This window comes from Bacillus sp. RC51, from assembly GCF_044908115.1.
GTDB lineage: Bacteria > Bacillota > Bacilli > Bacillales > Bacillaceae_G > Bacillus_A > Bacillus_A mycoides.
In genome coordinates, this window is the sequence record NZ_JBIYCW010000010.1 from 98,642 (window position 1) to 115,179 (window position 16,538).

Annotated in this window: 14 protein-coding genes, 1 pseudogene and 1 riboswitch; of the genes and pseudogenes, 11 read left to right on the forward strand and 4 right to left on the reverse strand. The window is 36.1% G+C overall.

Going from position 1 to position 16,538, the window contains the following annotated elements:
• Window positions 1-120: 120 nt before the first annotated feature.
• The 3 genes from cstA (at window position 121) to ABH959_RS19510 (ending at window position 3,593) form a co-directional block, all read left to right on the forward strand.
• The gene (gene cstA, locus ABH959_RS19500; RefSeq protein WP_113936145.1) at window positions 121-2,196 is read left to right on the forward strand and encodes a carbon starvation protein CstA; all 2,076 of its coding nucleotides are present in this window, start codon (window positions 121-123) and stop codon (window positions 2,194-2,196) included.
• Complete coding sequence (locus ABH959_RS19505) at window positions 2,189-2,392, forward strand: YbdD/YjiX family protein (RefSeq protein WP_002130134.1); 204 nt, start codon at window positions 2,189-2,191, stop codon at window positions 2,390-2,392. Before cstA ends, ABH959_RS19505 begins: the two co-directional genes overlap by 8 nt.
• A gap of 145 nt (window positions 2,393-2,537) precedes the next feature.
• A complete protein-coding gene (locus ABH959_RS19510; RefSeq protein ID WP_404493066.1) occupies window positions 2,538-3,593 on the forward strand; it encodes a diguanylate cyclase in 1,056 nt (351 codons plus the stop codon).
• A 111-nt stretch (window positions 3,594-3,704) separates the two neighbouring features.
• Here the strand turns inward: ABH959_RS19510 and pdxK are convergent, their stop codons facing one another.
• A complete protein-coding gene (pdxK, locus tag ABH959_RS19515) occupies window positions 3,705-4,529 on the reverse strand; it encodes a pyridoxine/pyridoxal/pyridoxamine kinase (RefSeq protein WP_002016397.1) in 825 nt (274 codons plus the stop codon).
• A gap of 134 nt (window positions 4,530-4,663) precedes the next feature.
• Between pdxK and ABH959_RS19520 the strand changes: the two genes are divergently transcribed.
• The 3 genes from ABH959_RS19520 (at window position 4,664) to ABH959_RS19530 (ending at window position 7,720) form a co-directional block, all read left to right on the forward strand.
• Entirely contained in the window at window positions 4,664-6,235 is a 1,572-nt protein-coding gene (locus ABH959_RS19520; protein WP_113936147.1) for a GAF domain-containing sensor histidine kinase, read from the forward strand.
• Between the two features lie 20 nt (window positions 6,236-6,255).
• Window positions 6,256-6,903, forward strand: a complete 648-nt coding sequence (locus ABH959_RS19525; protein ID WP_002016393.1) for a response regulator — start codon at window positions 6,256-6,258, stop codon at window positions 6,901-6,903.
• A 190-nt stretch (window positions 6,904-7,093) separates the two neighbouring features.
• Window positions 7,094-7,720: an FMN-dependent NADH-azoreductase gene (locus tag ABH959_RS19530; protein ID WP_113936148.1), complete on the forward strand. Its 627-nt coding sequence runs from the start codon at window positions 7,094-7,096 to the stop codon at window positions 7,718-7,720.
• 57 nt (window positions 7,721-7,777) lie between these two features.
• On the opposite strand, the gene ABH959_RS19535 is transcribed toward ABH959_RS19530, so the two are convergent.
• On the reverse strand, window positions 7,778-8,449 hold the full coding sequence (locus ABH959_RS19535; protein WP_113936149.1) for a transcriptional regulator YeiL: 672 nt from the start codon (window positions 8,447-8,449) through the stop codon (window positions 7,778-7,780).
• A 106-nt stretch (window positions 8,450-8,555) separates the two neighbouring features.
• On the opposite strand from ABH959_RS19535, the pseudogene ABH959_RS19540 reads away from it, so the two are divergent.
• Window positions 8,556-9,252: pseudogene (locus ABH959_RS19540) on the forward strand (YjjG family noncanonical pyrimidine nucleotidase).
• A 43-nt stretch (window positions 9,253-9,295) separates the two neighbouring features.
• Here ABH959_RS19540 and ABH959_RS19545 read toward each other — a convergent pair.
• Complete coding sequence (locus tag ABH959_RS19545) at window positions 9,296-10,525, reverse strand: chloride channel protein (RefSeq protein WP_404493067.1); 1,230 nt, start codon at window positions 10,523-10,525, stop codon at window positions 9,296-9,298.
• A gap of 316 nt (window positions 10,526-10,841) precedes the next feature.
• Window positions 10,842-10,946: riboswitch (SAM riboswitch) on the forward strand.
• 234 nt (window positions 10,947-11,180) lie between these two features.
• Between ABH959_RS19545 and ABH959_RS19550 the strand changes: the two genes are divergently transcribed.
• The 3 genes from ABH959_RS19550 (at window position 11,181) to ABH959_RS19560 (ending at window position 14,801) form a co-directional block, all read left to right on the forward strand.
• The gene (locus ABH959_RS19550; protein WP_113936152.1) at window positions 11,181-12,479 is read left to right on the forward strand and encodes a bifunctional O-acetylhomoserine aminocarboxypropyltransferase/cysteine synthase; all 1,299 of its coding nucleotides are present in this window, start codon (window positions 11,181-11,183) and stop codon (window positions 12,477-12,479) included.
• Window positions 12,463-13,368 (forward strand): homoserine O-acetyltransferase MetA, encoded by a 906-nt coding sequence (metA, locus tag ABH959_RS19555; RefSeq protein ID WP_113936153.1) that lies wholly within the window; start codon window positions 12,463-12,465, stop codon window positions 13,366-13,368. The genes ABH959_RS19550 and metA overlap by 17 nt, the downstream gene beginning before the upstream one ends.
• 137 nt (window positions 13,369-13,505) lie before the next feature.
• Window positions 13,506-14,801: a homoserine dehydrogenase gene (locus ABH959_RS19560; RefSeq protein ID WP_219300780.1), complete on the forward strand. Its 1,296-nt coding sequence runs from the start codon at window positions 13,506-13,508 to the stop codon at window positions 14,799-14,801.
• Window positions 14,802-14,830: 29 nt separating this feature from the next.
• On the opposite strand, the gene ABH959_RS19565 is transcribed toward ABH959_RS19560, so the two are convergent.
• Window positions 14,831-15,457 (reverse strand): YczE/YyaS/YitT family protein, encoded by a 627-nt coding sequence (locus tag ABH959_RS19565; RefSeq protein ID WP_002089845.1) that lies wholly within the window; start codon window positions 15,455-15,457, stop codon window positions 14,831-14,833.
• Between the two features lie 98 nt (window positions 15,458-15,555).
• On the opposite strand from ABH959_RS19565, the gene ABH959_RS19570 reads away from it, so the two are divergent.
• On the forward strand, window positions 15,556-16,533 hold the full coding sequence (locus ABH959_RS19570; RefSeq protein ID WP_002068605.1) for a LacI family DNA-binding transcriptional regulator: 978 nt from the start codon (window positions 15,556-15,558) through the stop codon (window positions 16,531-16,533).
• Window positions 16,534-16,538: the final 5 nt, after the last annotated feature.

Sequence of the window (16,538 nt, forward strand, 5' to 3'; positions counted from 1 at the left end):
AGTAATGAGAGAATTTTAACATAATAGCCTAGAAATCCTTCATGATAAGGAGGATTCAAATTAAATATTCAGAAAATTTAGTACAATCTCCTCTAAGAAGTAGTAATGGGGGGATTGTACGTGAAAACATTGAAATCAATTTTACTTTGGGGAGTTATTGCAGCAGTAGGAGCATCTGCTTTTGGTGTAATAGCTTTATCACAAGGTGAGACAATTAATGCTGTATGGCTATTAGTTGCTGCTGTATCAGTGTATGCGATTGCTTATCGCTTTTATAGTAGATTTATAGCAAGGAAAGTTTTTGGCCTAGATAATAATAGGCAAACGCCTGCTCATACGTTAAATGATGGGAAGGATTATGTTCCAACAAATAAATGGGTTTTATTCGGACATCACTTCGCTGCGATTGCAGGGGCAGGTCCTTTAGTAGGACCAATTTTGGCGGCGCAGATGGGGTATTTACCTGGGACTATTTGGATTATTGTTGGGGTAGTTATTGCCGGAGCTGTACAAGATTTTGTAATTTTATTTGCTTCAATGAGACGTAATGGTAAATCATTAGGAGAAATGATTAAAGATGAAATTGGTCCTGTTACAGGATTAATTGCGATGATTGGTATTTTAGGTATTATGATAATTTTATTAGCAGTATTAGCTTTAGTAGTTGTGAAGGCACTTGTTGGAAGCCCATGGGGAATGTTTACAATCGCAGCAACAATTCCAATTGCTATTTTAATGGGAGTTTACATGCGTTACATTAGACCAGGGCGAGTAGGGGAAGGATCAGTAATCGGTATTGTTCTACTAGTCCTATCGCTTATTGGTGGACAGTATGTAGCAGAAAATCCAACGCTTGCAAGTATGTTTACTTTTAGTGGTGAAACAATTGCTATTATGCTTATCGTATATGGATTCATTGCATCGGCATTACCAGTTTGGATGCTCCTTGCACCACGTGATTATTTAAGTACATTTTTAAAAATAGGAACGATACTTGGATTAGCAATTGGTATTTTAATTGTAGCTCCAGATTTGAAGATGCCGGCAGTATCTAAGTTTATTGATGGAACAGGCCCCGTCTTCTCCGGGAATTTATTTCCGTTCTTATTTATTACAATAGCTTGCGGTGCTGTCTCTGGATTCCACGCTCTCGTTTCATCAGGTACGACGCCGAAAATGATTGAGCAAGAAGGTCATGCACAGCCAATTGGTTATGGGGCAATGTTAATGGAATCATTTGTAGCAGCGATGGCTATGATTGCAGCTTGTGTATTAACACCAGGAACTTATTTTGCAATTAATAGTCCAGCAGCACTGATCGGAACAGATGTATCACAAGCGGCTCAAGTTATTTCTTCGTGGGGATTTGCTATTACACCGAATGAATTAAAAGAACTTGCTGTTAACGTTGGAGAACAGACCATTTTATCACGTACAGGTGGCGCACCAACATTAGCAATTGGTATGGCACATATATTTTCACAAGTAATAGGTGGAACGGCGATGATGGCATTTTGGTACCATTTTGCCATTCTTTTTGAAGCACTATTTATTTTAACAACGATTGATGCTGGAACACGTGTAGGACGATTTATGATTCAAGATATTTTAGGGCATGTGTACAAGCCGTTTGCGAAAACAGATTCCACAATAGCGAATGTGGTTGCTACAACGTTATGTGTATTAGGCTGGGGGTACTTCTTATATCAAGGGGTGGTTGACCCTCTCGGTGGAATTAATACGCTATGGCCACTTTTCGGTATTGCAAATCAAATGTTAGCGGGGATTGCACTATTACTTGGAACGACAATTTTATTCAAAATGGGGAAAAAGGCATACGTTTGGGTAACGCTTATTCCGACTATAGGATTACTTATTGTAACGATGACAGCTGGTTATCAAAAGTTATTTCATGAAAATCCTAAAATAGGATTTCTATCACATGCGAAAGTGTTTCAGGGAGCATTAGATGATGGTAAGATATTAGCTCCAGCTAAAAATGTTGCGCAAATGAAACAAATTATTTTTAATGACTATATTGATGCGGCACTTTGTGGAATTTTTATGATAGTTGTAATTGCTGTATTAATTTCTGCAATTCGAATTTGGATTCAAGTATTAAGAAATAAGCCAATGCCGTTAAAAGAGGCACCATATATTCCAAAAGATGAAAGTGAGTCGAGGAACTATGCTTAAAAATTTACGGAACGTATGGGGAAAGAGAAAGCAATTTATTAGTTTACTTGTCGGAGTTCCAAGTTATGAAACGTATGTAAATCACATGAAAATAAATCATCCAGAAGAGAAAATTTTATGTCAAAAGCAATTTTTTGCTGAGGCACAAGAAGCTAGATTTAATGCAAAAGGCGGAAAAATATCACGATGTTGTTAATGGAAGGGGCGAAATTTCGTCCCTTTTTATTTTGTTGTTCCACGTGGAACAACAAAATAAAAAAGTTTGGGAATTATAGGGATTTCGTAATACAATAACATATGGAAAGGGATAGATGGAAAAGAAAAAGTAGGGAGATTATTTTATGTTCAGAGATCTATTTGTAAATATGACAATTATTCTTTCCTTTATCTTTGTAGGTGGTCAGCTTTTAAGAGATAAGCCGTTAAAAGAGGGATTCGCTGTTTGGCAAAAATGTGTAGTAGGTATTTTTACTGGGATATTAGGTGTATTATTAATGCATTTTGGTGTACATATTGAAGATAGTCTGTTGGATTTACGTTACTTGGCAGTTATTTTGGCAGTTATAATTGGGGGGCCGATAGCCAGTAGTATAACAGTTGCTATCATTTTAATAACTCGGCTACTTTTTACTGATTACTCTTTAGCCTCTGAGTTGGCTTGCTATACCATCATAGTAACCGGAATTGGTATTGTCTTCATTTGGCGGATGAAAATTTCTATATTTACAAAGTGGATATGGCTTAATGTGTATAGCTTGTCTATTTTAATATTACCACTGTCTATTTTATTTAAGGATGTATCTGTAGTGGTATTATATTTTATTTGTTGTATTGTAGCAGCATACATCACATTTGTAAGTGCAAGTTACGTATTGCAATCCAATGAATTATTTCAAACGATGAAGCATTATGCAACGATAGATGCATTAACGAATCTAGGAAATGTAAGACAGTTTGATTTCGAGATGAATCGTCATATTGGTAGCAAGCATATGAAAAATGATTCACTTTGTTTATTACTTATAGATATTGATCACTTTAAGTATGTAAATGATACGTACGGTCATCCTGCTGGAGATGAAGTGTTAAAACAACTAGGGCGTATTTTGTTAGAAAATGCACCATTCCCAAATTTAGTCTTTCGAAAGGGTGGCGAAGAGTTTGCTCTGTTGTTACCGAAAAAAATGATAGCATTTGGAACTCGTATAGGGGAACAAATTCGACTAGCAGTTGAAAAGCATTCATTTCAACTGCAAAATGGGGAAAAAATTAAAATTACAGTTTCTGTTGGGCTTTCAGAATATAAAAAATCACCTGAGCAATTTATTCAATCAGCGGATGATGCGTTATATTATTCAAAAAGAAATGGTAGAAACAAGGTTAGTTCAGCATCATAGGAATTTGGAGAGTACTTTAAAACATTTCTGTAAAGTAATTAAAACCCACAGAACAATAAATGTTCTGTGGGTTTTAATCTATTTTTAAATTTATTAATAAAAAGCTTTATGTTAGACAAGTTCTTTCGGTGCAACGAATTTGCGGTATGCACCGTGATGTGTTGGTCCTACATATTCGTTAATCTTAAATGAATGACGAATTGCAGCTGTGATGAATTCTTTCGCAGTTTTTACTGCTTCTTTCACCGTTTTTCCTTTTGCAAGTTCTGCTGTAATTGCAGCAGAATATGTACAACCTGCACCGTGTGTATTTGTCGTATCAATCTTTTCTGATTCTAGAAGATCGAATGTTTCGCCGTCATATAACACATCAATAGCAGTTTCTGTACCTAGTTTGCTACCACCTTTAATCAGTACGTATTTAGCGCCTAAAGCATGGATTTTTTTTGCAGCTTCTTTCATGTCCTCAAGAGAATTAATTTTCACACCACTTAATTGATATGCTTCAAATAAGTTAGGCGTTACGACTAATGCCTTTGGAACAAGAACGTCACGTAAGCAGTCATTTGTTTCAGGATGTAACGCTTCATCCGCTCCTTTACATACCATAACAGGATCAACTACTACATTTTCGAAATTGTGCTTTTCAATTGTTTCCGCAACCATTTCGATAATTTCTACTGATCCAAGCATACCCGTTTTTAAAGCATCTACGCCAACGCCTTCAATTGTCGTTTCTAATTGTGGTTTTAATGTAGAAGCTGGGATTGGGAATACGTTATGTGCCCAGCCGTTATGTGGATCCATCGTTACGATTGTCGTAAGGGATGTCATTCCGTATACACCAAGTTCTTGGAATGTTTTTAAATCTGCTTGTATACCAGCACCGCCACTTGTGTCAGAACCAGCGATAGTAAGTGCCTTATTTAATGTCATTATGAAAGCCCCCTCAAGTGATATAATGAAAACTATGTTTTCACCATTATATCAATGTTACGAATAAGTACAAAGTGAAAAGTAGATGATTTATGTTAAGTACTATTTAAAATCTTGTATGTAGGAGACGAATTATGTTTCAAGAGAATCGTACAAATGAATTAGTTATATTAAAAGAGATTGCAGAAACGTTGAATACCTCAAATGATACATATCACGTACTTCAAGCTGTGCTGGAAAAGCTGTTGAATGTAACTGGTTTAACGACAGGATGGATTTTCCTTGCGGATGAAAATGGTAGATATACAAAATTAATTGATTACCAATTACCAGAGGGATTGAAATTCGAAAATAAACGACCGATGTGTGAGGGGAATTGCTGGTGCTTACACCGCTTTGTGGAAGGAAAACTAGAGCGAGCAGTTAATATTATTGAATGTAAGAGAATTAATAATGCGATTGAATACAACTGGGGAGATACAGAAGGGATTGTACATCATGCGACAGTACCGCTAAAAGCGGGAGAAGATGAATTTGGCGTGTTAAATGTAGCTAGCCCAGGTAAAACGCATTTTTCGGAAGAAGAATTAGTACTATTACAATCAGTTGCCTTTCAAATTGGAACGGCATTAAAGCGTACAAAACTGTATGAAAATGAAAAGAGAAGAGCTCATTATTATGTAAAGTTAGAACGCTTTATTCAAGCTTTAAGGACAATTCATAAATTTAATGCATTACCAGAAGAGATTGTAATGCAAATAGGGAGCTTATTTCTATGGGAGCAAGTTGTATTCTTTATTAGAGAAGAAAATGAACTAGCTGTGAGAGCTTCTTATAAGAAAGGTGAACTACAAGATGATTTGAGGGCAGCAGCACAGGAAGCGTTGGAAAAAGAAGAATCTGTTTTGTTGAAGCGTCAGGTTGGTAATATAGAACATCCCAATAGGGCAGTTATCGCTATTCCGATACATATTCAAGATCATATATTTGGAGTATTAAGTGTAAGTTCTAATAATGGAGAATTTGATATAAATACGATAGATGTAGTACAAGCGTTAGCAAATCATATTTCATTAATGATAGAGAACTTAAGATTAAATGAAAAACGTCGCGAACTTGTACGAATGGAAGAGCGTAATCGTTTAGCTAGAGATTTACATGATTCTGTTTCACAAAAGTTGTTTTCATTAACGTTTATGACGAAAGGCGCTGAAGCTGTCTTAAAGGGTCAAAATGAAAAGGTAGATCAGTCTTTGTATGAGATGCGTGAATTAGCACAAGGTGCCTTAAAGGAAATGAGGACATTAATTTGGCAGCTCCGTCCAGCTGGATTAGAGAAAGGGTTATTACCAGCTTTAAAGCAATATGGTGAAAGTTTAGGATTGAAAATTCGGGAGCAAGTTACAGGTGTACGTGATTTGCCGCGTGTAGTAGAAGAAGCGCTATGGCGAATTGGACAAGAAGCTTTAAATAACGTAAGTAAGCATGCGAATGTAAGAGAAGCGACGATTTATTTCAAAGTGACGGAGAAAAATGTATCATTAGAAATAGTCGATCAAGGAAATGGGTTTGTAGAAAAGGATATAAAAGAGAAGAAATCACTCGGTATGACTACGATGCGTGAAAGAGTAGAATTAGTTGGTGGAACAATTAAAATTGTAAGTAGTAAGAAACGAACGAGTATAAAAGTAAATGTACCATTATGATGTGAAAATGAGGGAAGTTTGTGAAAATAAAAGTATTGTTAGTTGATGATCATACAGTTGTTTTAAAAGGATTAGCATTTTTTCTAAGCACACAGGAAGATTTTGAATTAGTTGGTGAAGCAAACAATGGGAAAGAGGCGCTAGTGAAAGTAGGCGAAACGAGTCCAGATGTCGTATTAATGGATTTATATATGCCTGAGATGGATGGAATTGAGGCAACAGCTTGTATTAAAAAAGAATATCCAAACGTGAAAGTAATTGTATTGACTAGTTTTTCTGATCAAGCTCATGTATTGCCGGCACTAAAAGCTGGGGCGAGCGGTTATATTTTAAAAGATATTGAACCAGATCAGCTTGTTGAAGCTATTCGAAGCGCGTATAAAGGTAATATTCAATTACATCCAGATATAGCAAATGCCCTTCTTTCTCAAACATTACCACAGGAAGAGAAAGAAGAAGAACCTTCCGTTCAAGTGGATGTATTAACGGCGAGAGAAAATGAAGTATTGCAGTTATTGGCGAAAGGGATGAGTAATAAAGAAATTGCTTCTGTTTTAGTTATTACAGAAAAAACGGTAAAAGCTCATATGAGTAGTATTTTGAGTAAGTTACATTTATCCGATCGCACACAAGCAGCATTATATGCAGTGAAAAATGGAATCGTATAAGACAAAAGTCGTAAGACCTAGTTCGCCTTTAGAAGGTGGACTTTTTTTATGGAAAAATACGTCTATGTGAGGACGTAATTGTCTTGATATAAAGATAAAATGTATTTGTAAGCAACAATAATTATAAGGGAGTACCCTTTTTCGTAAGTAATATATAACAACATAAGAGTGAGTAGTAGGAGGAAAAACAATGGCAACAGTTTTATTTGTAAAAGCAAACAACCGCCCAGCGGAACAAGCAGTTAGTGTGAAATTATACGAGGCATTTTTAGAAAACTATAAAGAAGCGCATCCAAATGATACAGTGGTAGAACTTGATTTATATAAAGAAGAATTACCATATGTAGGCGTAGATATGATTAATGGTACATTCAAAGCAGGTAGAGGATTTGATTTAACAGAAGAAGAAGCAAAAGTGGTAGCAGTTGCTGATAAGTATTTAAATCAATTCTTAGAAGCTGATAAAGTAGTTTTCGGTTTCCCATTATGGAACTTAACGATTCCGGCCGTATTACACACGTATATTGATTATTTAAACCGTGCTGGTAAAACGTTTAAATATACACCAGAAGGTCCAGTTGGGCTTATTGGAGATAAGAAGATTGCATTATTAAATGCACGCGGCGGCGTATATTCTGAAGGACCAGCAGCTGAAATGGAAATGGCTGTAAAATATGTAGCGAGCATGATGGGCTTCTTCGGTGCAACAAACATGGAAACGGTAGTTATTGAAGGACATAACCAATTCCCAGATAAAGCAGAAGAGATCATTGCAGCAGGTCTTGAAGAAGCGGCTAAAGTAGCAAGTAAATTTTAATTTAAATTATAATCGCCACTCAAAAAACAGCATTAACTTTTATGTTAATGCTGTTTTTTATATTTTTAGCTCGTCAGCAAGTTTTTCTAATTGATTTCGATCTTGTATATAATATGTTCGTCCTTCCTTTTTTAAGTAGTTTTGCTGGCAAAACTGGTTTAATACATATAAAAGGTGACGGTAGCTGACATTTAAGTATTCCGAAGCCTCAGTATGTTTTTCTGTATAACTGTTATTTTGTTCTGTTAATAGAATAAAAGCCGCTAATTGATTTTCGAACGGATAACTATTGTTTTTGGCATAACTTTCTGTTCGGGTAATTGTTTTTTCGCCGATAAATTTGCATAGTTTCTGTAGAAAGGTAGCATCTTGCAATAAAAGATGCTGACAATCTTTAAGAGGAAGCGCTAGGCAAATACAATCTTCAATCACCTCAACCGCTTTCGTAACAGATTCTACGCCAATTAATCCTAATTCCCCAATGAATGAAGGTGCTTGAATAAAATTAATTAAAGAAACTTTCCCATTTTTATGGCTCATATATATTTTGGCTTTCCCGGAAATTAAGTAATAGAGATAAGGGAGGTCGATTCCCTCCTTACATATCCTTTCTTTCTTTTGAAAAGAATGTAGTTCAGCATACGGTAAGACATCAAAAGAAAAAAGAGTATGGAAGTTATAAATTTGCATGTAATGAGAGATTTCTTCGCTATTTTTACTGACTTTCATGTTTTCACCTCATGTTTAGTATGAGATATCTCCTATTATTTTTACAAGGAAGAATGATACGATTTATGTAAATTTGTTTTTGTAGAAAAGAGAGTGTGAGGGGTTTATGAAAAAATATAAAACATTGCTATTTGATGTAGATGATACATTGTTAGATTTTCAGAAGGCAGAGAAAGTGGCGTTACGTATGCTCTTTGAAGAGAAAGGGATTCTTTTAACTAGCGAGGTTGAAGCGCAGTATAAAAAAATTAATAAAAGCCTTTGGGATGCTTTTGAAGAAGGTGAAATAAATCGTGATGAAGTCGTAAATACACGATTTTCGATTTTGTTTAAAGAGTACGAGGAAGAAGTAGATGGGATATTATTCGAAAATAATTATCGCAGCTACTTAAGAAGAAGGAAACCAACTAATCCAAGGTGCGTTTGAATTTATAAATCAAATTCAAAGTGAGTATGATTTATATATAGTGACAAACGGTATTTCTAAGACGCAAGATAAACGTTTGCGTAATGCAGGATTACATTCATTGTTTAAAGATATTTTTGTTTCTGAAGATACGGGATTCCAAAAGCCGATGAAAGAGTATTTTGAATATGTTTTTGAACGTATTCCTAACTTCGCTTCTGAAGAAGGACTCATTATTGGGGATTCGTTAAGTGCCGATATTAAAGGTGGATATGTAGCAGGAATTGATACTTGTTGGTTTAATCCAGAAAAGAAATCAAATGATAGCGAGATTGTGCCAACATATGAAGTGCATAGTTTTGAAGAGTTACACGCGCTATTAAAGCAGCACGTATAATAAGAATAGGCAGTGGAACTTTTGTCCCCACTGCCTATTTTTATTAATTTGTAGTTTCGTTATGTTTAGGAAGCGGAAATGCATTCCCAATCGCGGCTGCCCCGAGCATCGGTAATAATAAATTGAGCGGGAAAAACATGAGTAATAGTAATGTTATAGCTATTGGTTTTCTTAATGCATAGCTTGAAATAGCTGTCGTGACGATGGCTACAGAAGCTATTGGATCTATAGGGATAATAGAAGCTATAGCATATCCGATACTTGATCCAGCAAATATAATTGGGAAAATATGTCCGCCGCGCCAACCCGTATTTAAACAAACGGCAGTAATACATAATTTTAAAATTCCTGAAAGAAGTAGTACCCAGAAGGATAAATGGCTCCATTCAACGACTAAATCTTTTAATTGATGTTCCCCTGAGAATAACGTGTAAGGAAGAAAAGTTCCTGTAATTCCTAATAAAATACCGCCTATAATTCCAAGTGATACCTTGTATTCTTTGAAGGGGTGGATTAATTTCTCTAATGTGAATTCTAATTTGAAATAAAAGAAACCAACTATAGCACCAATGCTAGCAAGTGGTAGAAAGGCGATCCATTCATTAAGAGCAAGAGACCCTTCCCCAAAATCAACAATAAAGGATCCACGATTATCGAGTTTACTAAGCAATAAGTAAACGGAAAAACCGGCAAAAGTGGTAGCTAAATATACAATTGCTTTTTTTCCTTTCGAAAATTCATTAATTTGTTCACCCTCATTTTCATTCGGAGCTAAATAACCGAATAATGGTGCATTAAAAATAACACTTAAAGTGGCACCAATTCCAACCTCTGTTAGTTCATTCATTCCCTTTAAAGCAAATTTAAAGCGATCTCCTACCCATGTACAAAGTCCACCGATAATTCCAACAAGTGCAGCTTCTGGTCCTAAACTAGCTCCAAATATTAAAACGATAATTGCAGTTAAAGTAGCTTTATGTACAAAACGGTATTCAATTCTACCTGTTTTTTTATATTCATCCATCACTTCTGGCATAAGACGTGGATATGTACCGAAGTGTTTTTGTGATAAACCAACGAGGATACCACCGATGATTGTTACACAAATGGTGTAATAAGGGGGAGAAGAGAAAAGAGTAGGTAAGTATCCCCAAATAAAGTGAATTCCGATATTTATTGTGACTAAAAATGACCAGACCGTGACTCCGACTATAGAGCCTAAAAGAATGCCATATAGGACGAGTATATGGTGCATGTCCTTTTTATTTGTCATGTTGTACCTCCGTTATGTAAATTTTCATGTAGAAAGGATTAAATATGCTAGTGTGAATTGAATATATATATAGTATCTTTTTGAGGGGGTGGCTTATTCAATATATTGGGATCTCATGAAAATTTGAAACCAACGCGGTTAAACCACTTATTTAATTCTATATATGGATTGGAGTTTTTAAAAGGTCTTTTTCAAATGAATATGGAATATATTTCTTTTATTGTTTGTATTAAATTCCTTGCATTTAATTTAGAACATTCAGAAAAACTATTTGACATCAGGAAATTATTGCTATAAAATCAACGGTAATTGCATAGTCTTATCAAGAAAAGGTGGAGGGACAGGCCCGATGAAACCTTGGCAACAGCCGTATAACGGAATTGTGCCAAATCCTGCAGGTAATAATCCTGAGAGATAAGAAAGATCCTTTAGAGCGTGTTTTCAAACTGCTCCTTTCTTGTTTTCAGGAAAGGGGCAGTTTTTTATTTTGCATAAAGTGAAACTTTAATCAGTGGGGGTTTTGTCCCTCCCCGCGGATTATTAGCCCACACCAATCAGGTAGTTATCTCCCGCCTAACTTCCTCGCATTCGCCGAATTTTGAGGTGGGAGTCTTACTGACCGCAAATAGCGGGATAAAAGAAAGGAGAATGAGAGATGGGAGAATCATGGGGGAAAGGAACGATTTGTGTGCAAGGCGGCTATACGCCAAAAAATGGTGAGCCGCGTGTTTTGCCGCTTTATCAAAGTACAACGTATAAATACGATACTTCAGATGATTTAGCAGCACTATTTAATTTAGAGGCAGAAGGATATATATATACGCGTATTGGAAATCCTACTCTAGCTGCATTCGAGCAGAAGTTATCGGATTTAGAAGGCGGTGTAGGGGCTGTTGCAACAGCTTCTGGGCAGGCAGCTATTATGCTTGCGGTTTTAAATATTTGCAGTAGTGGAGACCATTTACTTTGTTCTTCAACTGTTTACGGAGGAACGTTTAATTTATTTGGAGTGAGTTTGCGTAAGCTTGGCATCGATGTTACGTTCTTTAATCCTAATTTAACGGCAGATGAGATTGTGGCACTTGCCAATGATAAGACAAAACTCGTTTATGCAGAGTCGTTAGGAAATCCAGCAATGAACGTTTTGAATTTCAAAGAACTTTCAGCAGCAGCAAAAGAATTAGAAGTACCTTTTATCGTTGATAATACATTAGCGACGCCTTATTTATGCCAGGCGTTTGAACATGGGGCAAATATCATTGTCCATTCTACAACGAAATATATTGATGGCCATGCAAGTTCTCTAGGCGGCATTGTAATAGACGGAGGGAACTTCGATTGGACAAATGGAAAATATCCTGAGCTTGTCGAACCTGATCCGAGTTATCACGGCGTAAGCTATGTTCAAAATTTTGGAGCAGCAGCGTATATTGTGAAAGCGCGTGTTCAATTATTAAGAGACTACGGAAACTGTATGAGCCCATTCAATGCATATATTAGCAACATTGGCCTGGAAACATTGCATTTACGAATGGAGCGTCATAGTGAAAATGCTCTCGAAGTTGCTAAGTGGCTTGCTAATCATGAGCGTATTGAATGGGTGAATTATCCGGGGTTAGATAGTAATGAAAATTACTCGTTAGCACAAAAATATTTGAAAAAAGGTGCTAGTGGAGTTTTAACTTTCGGTATTAAAGGCGGATTAGAAGCAGCAAAAGAATTTATCGCAAATGTAAAACTTGCAACTCTTGTAACGCATGTAGCTGACGCAAGAACTTGTGTAATACATCCTGCTAGTACGACGCACAGACAATTAAGCGCAGAAAATCAGCGTTTAGCTGGCGTTACATCTGATTTAATCCGTTTATCGGTCGGTATAGAAGATGTTTCTGATATTATTGCAGATTTAAAAGCGGCGCTAGTCGGAGGCAAACAACATGCCGATCATAATTGATAAAGATTTACCAGCTCGCAAAGTATTGCAGAAGGAAAATATTTTTGTAATGACGAAGGAGCGAGCAGTAACACAAGATATACGTGCTTTGAAAATTGCTATATTAAATTTAATGCCTACAAAGCAAGAAACAGAGGCGCAATTACTTCGTTTAATTGGAAATACGCCGTTGCAATTAGATGTACATTTACTTCATATGGAATCGCATCTGTCTCGCAATGTAGCGCAGGACCATTTAACGAGCTTCTATAAAACATTTCGTGATATTGAGGATGAAAAATTTGATGGACTCATTATTACAGGAGCACCAGTTGAAACTCTTTCTTTTGAAGAGGTAGATTATTGGGAAGAGCTTGGACGTATTATGGAGTATTCAAAAACGAATGTAACATCTACGCTTCATATTTGCTGGGGGGCACAAGCAGGTTTGTATTATCACTATGGTGTGCCGAAGTATCCTCTTGCGGAAAAAATGTTTGGTGTATTTGAACATGAGGTTCGCGAGCAACATGTGAAATTGTTACAAGGGTTTGATGAAGTGTTTTTTGCTCCGCATTCTCGTCATACAGAAGTAAGAGAGAGTGATATTGAAAAGGTGAAAGAATTAACGTTATTAGCCAATTCTGAAGAAGCAGGTGTTCATCTTGCTATTGGGCAAGATGGAAGGCAAGTTTTCGCACTCGGACATAGTGAATACAGTTGTGATACGTTAAAGCAAGAATACGAACGGGACTGCCAAAAAGGGTTAAATATTGATGTGCCAAAAAATTATTTTAAACATAATAATCCAAATGAGAAGCCACTTGTTAGGTGGAGGAGTCACGGGAATTTATTATTCTCTAATTGGTTGAATTATTACGTGTATCAAGAAACCCCTTATGTATTGTAAATGATTGTGTAACACGTGGTAGCGTTTTCCTTGTAAAGATTAACCTTTATTTTTCCGAATGTTCTAAATTCATTGTTTTTCAGATTTTTCGTCTATATAATTCATCTAAACACAATTTTTGAGGGGTGGACAGTATTATGAAAGAAATTCAAGTGGGGTTATTAGGTCTTGGGACAGTTGGTAGTGGTGTAGTTCGTATTATTACAGATCATCAAGAACGACTTATACACCAAGTAGGTTGTCCAGTGAAAGTAACGAAAGTATTGGTGCAAAACATTGAGAAAGAGAGAGAGGTCGACGTGCCTTCTACTCTATTAACACAAAATGTGAATGAAATTTTAGATAATCCAAATATTGATGTTGTCATCGAAGTGATGGGTGGCATTGATGATGCAAAAGCATATATTTTACAAGCTTTACAAAGTGGGAAGCACGTTGTGACTGCAAATAAAGATTTAATGGCATTACACGGAGCGGAATTATTAGCGGTAGCAAAGGATAATAAGGCTGATCTATTTTATGAAGCAAGTGTAGCGGGAGGAATTCCGATTTTACGAAGCATCGTAGAAGGACTTTCTTCAGATCTTATTACGAAAGTAATGGGAATTGTAAATGGAACGACAAATTTTATTTTGACGAAAATGTCAGACGAAGGGAGAGCATATAACGACGTGTTAAAAGAAGCTCAGCAGCTTGGATTTGCAGAAGCAGATCCAACATCAGACGTAGAAGGTTTAGATGCAGCAAGAAAAATGACGATTTTGGCTACTCTCGGTTTCTCTACAAATGTAGAGCTTGGAGATGTGAAGGTAAAAGGGATTACTTCTATTACAGCAGAAGATATTGAATATAGTAAGAGCTTAGGCTATACAATTAAATTAATTGGCCTTGCAAAGCGAGATGGCGAGAAATTAGAGGTTACAGTTGAGCCAACTTTACTTCCAAATGCACACCCTCTTGCGGCAGTGCAAAATGAATATAATGCTGTCTATGTGTATGGTGAAGCGGTAGGAGAAACGATGTTTTATGGCCCGGGAGCAGGAAGCTTACCGACAGCGACAGCTGTTGTTTCTGATCTAGTTGCTGTAATGCAAAATATTAGGTTAGGTGTAACAGGAAATAGTGCTGTAGTTCCGCAATATCAAAAGGTACTAAAAGAGCCAGATGAAATTATTGTGAAAAAGTTTTTAAGACTTCATGTGAAAGACGAAATTGGTGTGTTTGCAAAAATTACATCATTGTTCTCTGAGCGCGGTGTTAGTTTTGAAAAGATTATTCAAATGCCACTTGAAGAGAAAGGGAAAGCAGAAATAGTAATTGTAACGCATCGTGCTTCTCTTGCGGATTATGAGTACATTCTACATACATTGCAATCGTATGAAGAAATAGATTGTGTGAAAGCAAATTATCGAATTGAAGGAGATGCTAAGTAGTATCTCTTCTAATAAAACGAAAAAACCTATTAAGCGGCTTGCTTAATAGGTTTTTTTCTATTTAAAATCTGCGTACCAACTTGAATAAAAGCTTGAATAATCCAACCTGTTGTAAAGGATAAGATAATTGTTCCAAAATAGATTGGCCCATCTAATAAGAAGCTTAATGTTAAAAATAAAAAAGCTAATGAAATTTCTGTTCTTCTAAATGTCCATTTCTTTTTCTCAGCAACAGTTAAAACGAAAGCCTCTTGAGGTGCTGCGCAAAGGTTAGTAGAGACGTAAAGACCAATTCCGGCTCCGACGAATAGGTTTCCGCAAATAAGTGTTATATATTTTGGAAGAGAGCGGATAATGTCCATAATGGTCGTAATAGAACCAACCCAATCAACAAAAAGAGAAATAAGAATCATTGTGACAATTGTGCCGATTGTAATTTGTTTTTTGTCCCAAAAGAGTACGATCAGGGTAAAAACAAAGTTAATCATGAAAATCCAAAAACCAATACTTATCCCAAAATTTTGATATAGTGCAATAAAGAAGGAATCATAAGGGCTAAGTCCAAAGGAAGTAATTGTCGTCATCATATTAATACCGATGGCGAGAATGAGTAAACCGCCAATGAAAAATATATATTCTAGTTTGAATCGAAGCATAGTTGTATATCCTTTCAAAATGTATTTGCTAAGAAAGGATATACTGTGGAAAGCTTACCAGGTCAAGCGAGAATTTTTGAGGGGAAGGGGAGAATGAGATGACTAATATAAGAAAGATTGCTGAACTTGCTGGGGTATCTGTTTCAACTGTTTCACGTGTACTCAATAATCATCCGTATGTGAATGAACAGAAACGAAAAGAGATTTTAGCGATTATTGAAGAATTAAATTATACGCAAAATGTGAATGCGATTCATTTAGTGAAAGGAAAAACGAATGTAATTGGCGTTTTATTGCCGCACGTAAATGATCAATATTACAGTGCCATTATTGGGGGGATATCAAAGGAAACCGCAAAGAACAATTATAATATGATGCTTTGCCAGACAAATTATAGCGAAGAAAAAGAGCTTGAAATTTTACATATGTTAAAAATGAAAAAGCTTGATGGAGTAATTATATGTTCACGGACAAATAGTAAGGAAAAGCTTGAAGAGTATACGAAGTTTGGTCCAATTGTGATGTGTGAAGAAATAGATTCGAAATTCATTTCGAGTGTACATATTGATTACTACAAAGTATTTTTGCGCGGGATGAAAAGCTTAATAGATGCTGGTCATACACGTATCGGATATTGCATTGGAAGAAGTAATAGTATTAATAGCCAGAGGCGAAAAAAAGCGTATGAGGATTCACTTCAACAGATTGTTGTAACACCGTTAGATGCCTGGAAGTTTAAGGGCTGTTTTACGGTGGAAGATGGGCGCAATGTAGTCAGGGAATGGGCTCGTATGTCTGTAAAACCGACGGCTTTTCTTGTATCTTGCAATCATATTGCTGCAGGAATGGTAACGGAGGCGAAAAAACAAGGGATTCGTATCCCAGAGGATATTACGATTATCGGATGTGATGATCAAGAGGTGGCAAATATATTAGGTATTACGACGATTTCGCATTCCAGTAAAAATGTTGGTGTAAAGGCATTTGAATTATTATATGAAAAGATTAATGATGAGGAAATAGATGTGAAACATGTAGAGTTATTACCAAATTTGGTAGATAGGGAAACGACATAATAGAG

Bases quoted from the DNA above. Each gene is read 5' to 3' on its own strand.
- ABH959_RS19505 (WP_002130134.1), top strand. From the start codon at position 2,189: ATGCTTAAAAATTTACGGAACGTATGGGGAAAGAGAAAGCAATTTATT.
- ABH959_RS19510 (WP_404493066.1), top strand. From the start codon at position 2,538: ATGTTCAGAGATCTATTTGTAAATATGACAATTATTCTTTCCTTTATC.
- pdxK (WP_002016397.1), bottom strand. From the start codon at position 4,529: ATGACATTAAATAAGGCACTTACTATCGCTGGTTCTGACACAAGTGGC.
- ABH959_RS19520 (WP_113936147.1), top strand. From the start codon at position 4,664: ATGTTTCAAGAGAATCGTACAAATGAATTAGTTATATTAAAAGAGATT.
- ABH959_RS19530 (WP_113936148.1), top strand. From the start codon at position 7,094: ATGGCAACAGTTTTATTTGTAAAAGCAAACAACCGCCCAGCGGAACAA.
- ABH959_RS19535 (WP_113936149.1), bottom strand. From the start codon at position 8,449: ATGAAAGTCAGTAAAAATAGCGAAGAAATCTCTCATTACATGCAAATT.
- ABH959_RS19545 (WP_404493067.1), bottom strand. From the start codon at position 10,525: ATGACAAATAAAAAGGACATGCACCATATACTCGTCCTATATGGCATT.
- ABH959_RS19550 (WP_113936152.1), top strand. From the start codon at position 11,181: ATGGGAGAATCATGGGGGAAAGGAACGATTTGTGTGCAAGGCGGCTAT.
- metA (WP_113936153.1), top strand. From the start codon at position 12,463: ATGCCGATCATAATTGATAAAGATTTACCAGCTCGCAAAGTATTGCAG.
- ABH959_RS19560 (WP_219300780.1), top strand. From the start codon at position 13,506: ATGAAAGAAATTCAAGTGGGGTTATTAGGTCTTGGGACAGTTGGTAGT.
- ABH959_RS19565 (WP_002089845.1), bottom strand. From the start codon at position 15,457: ATGCTTCGATTCAAACTAGAATATATATTTTTCATTGGCGGTTTACTC.
- ABH959_RS19570 (WP_002068605.1), top strand. From the start codon at position 15,556: ATGACTAATATAAGAAAGATTGCTGAACTTGCTGGGGTATCTGTTTCA.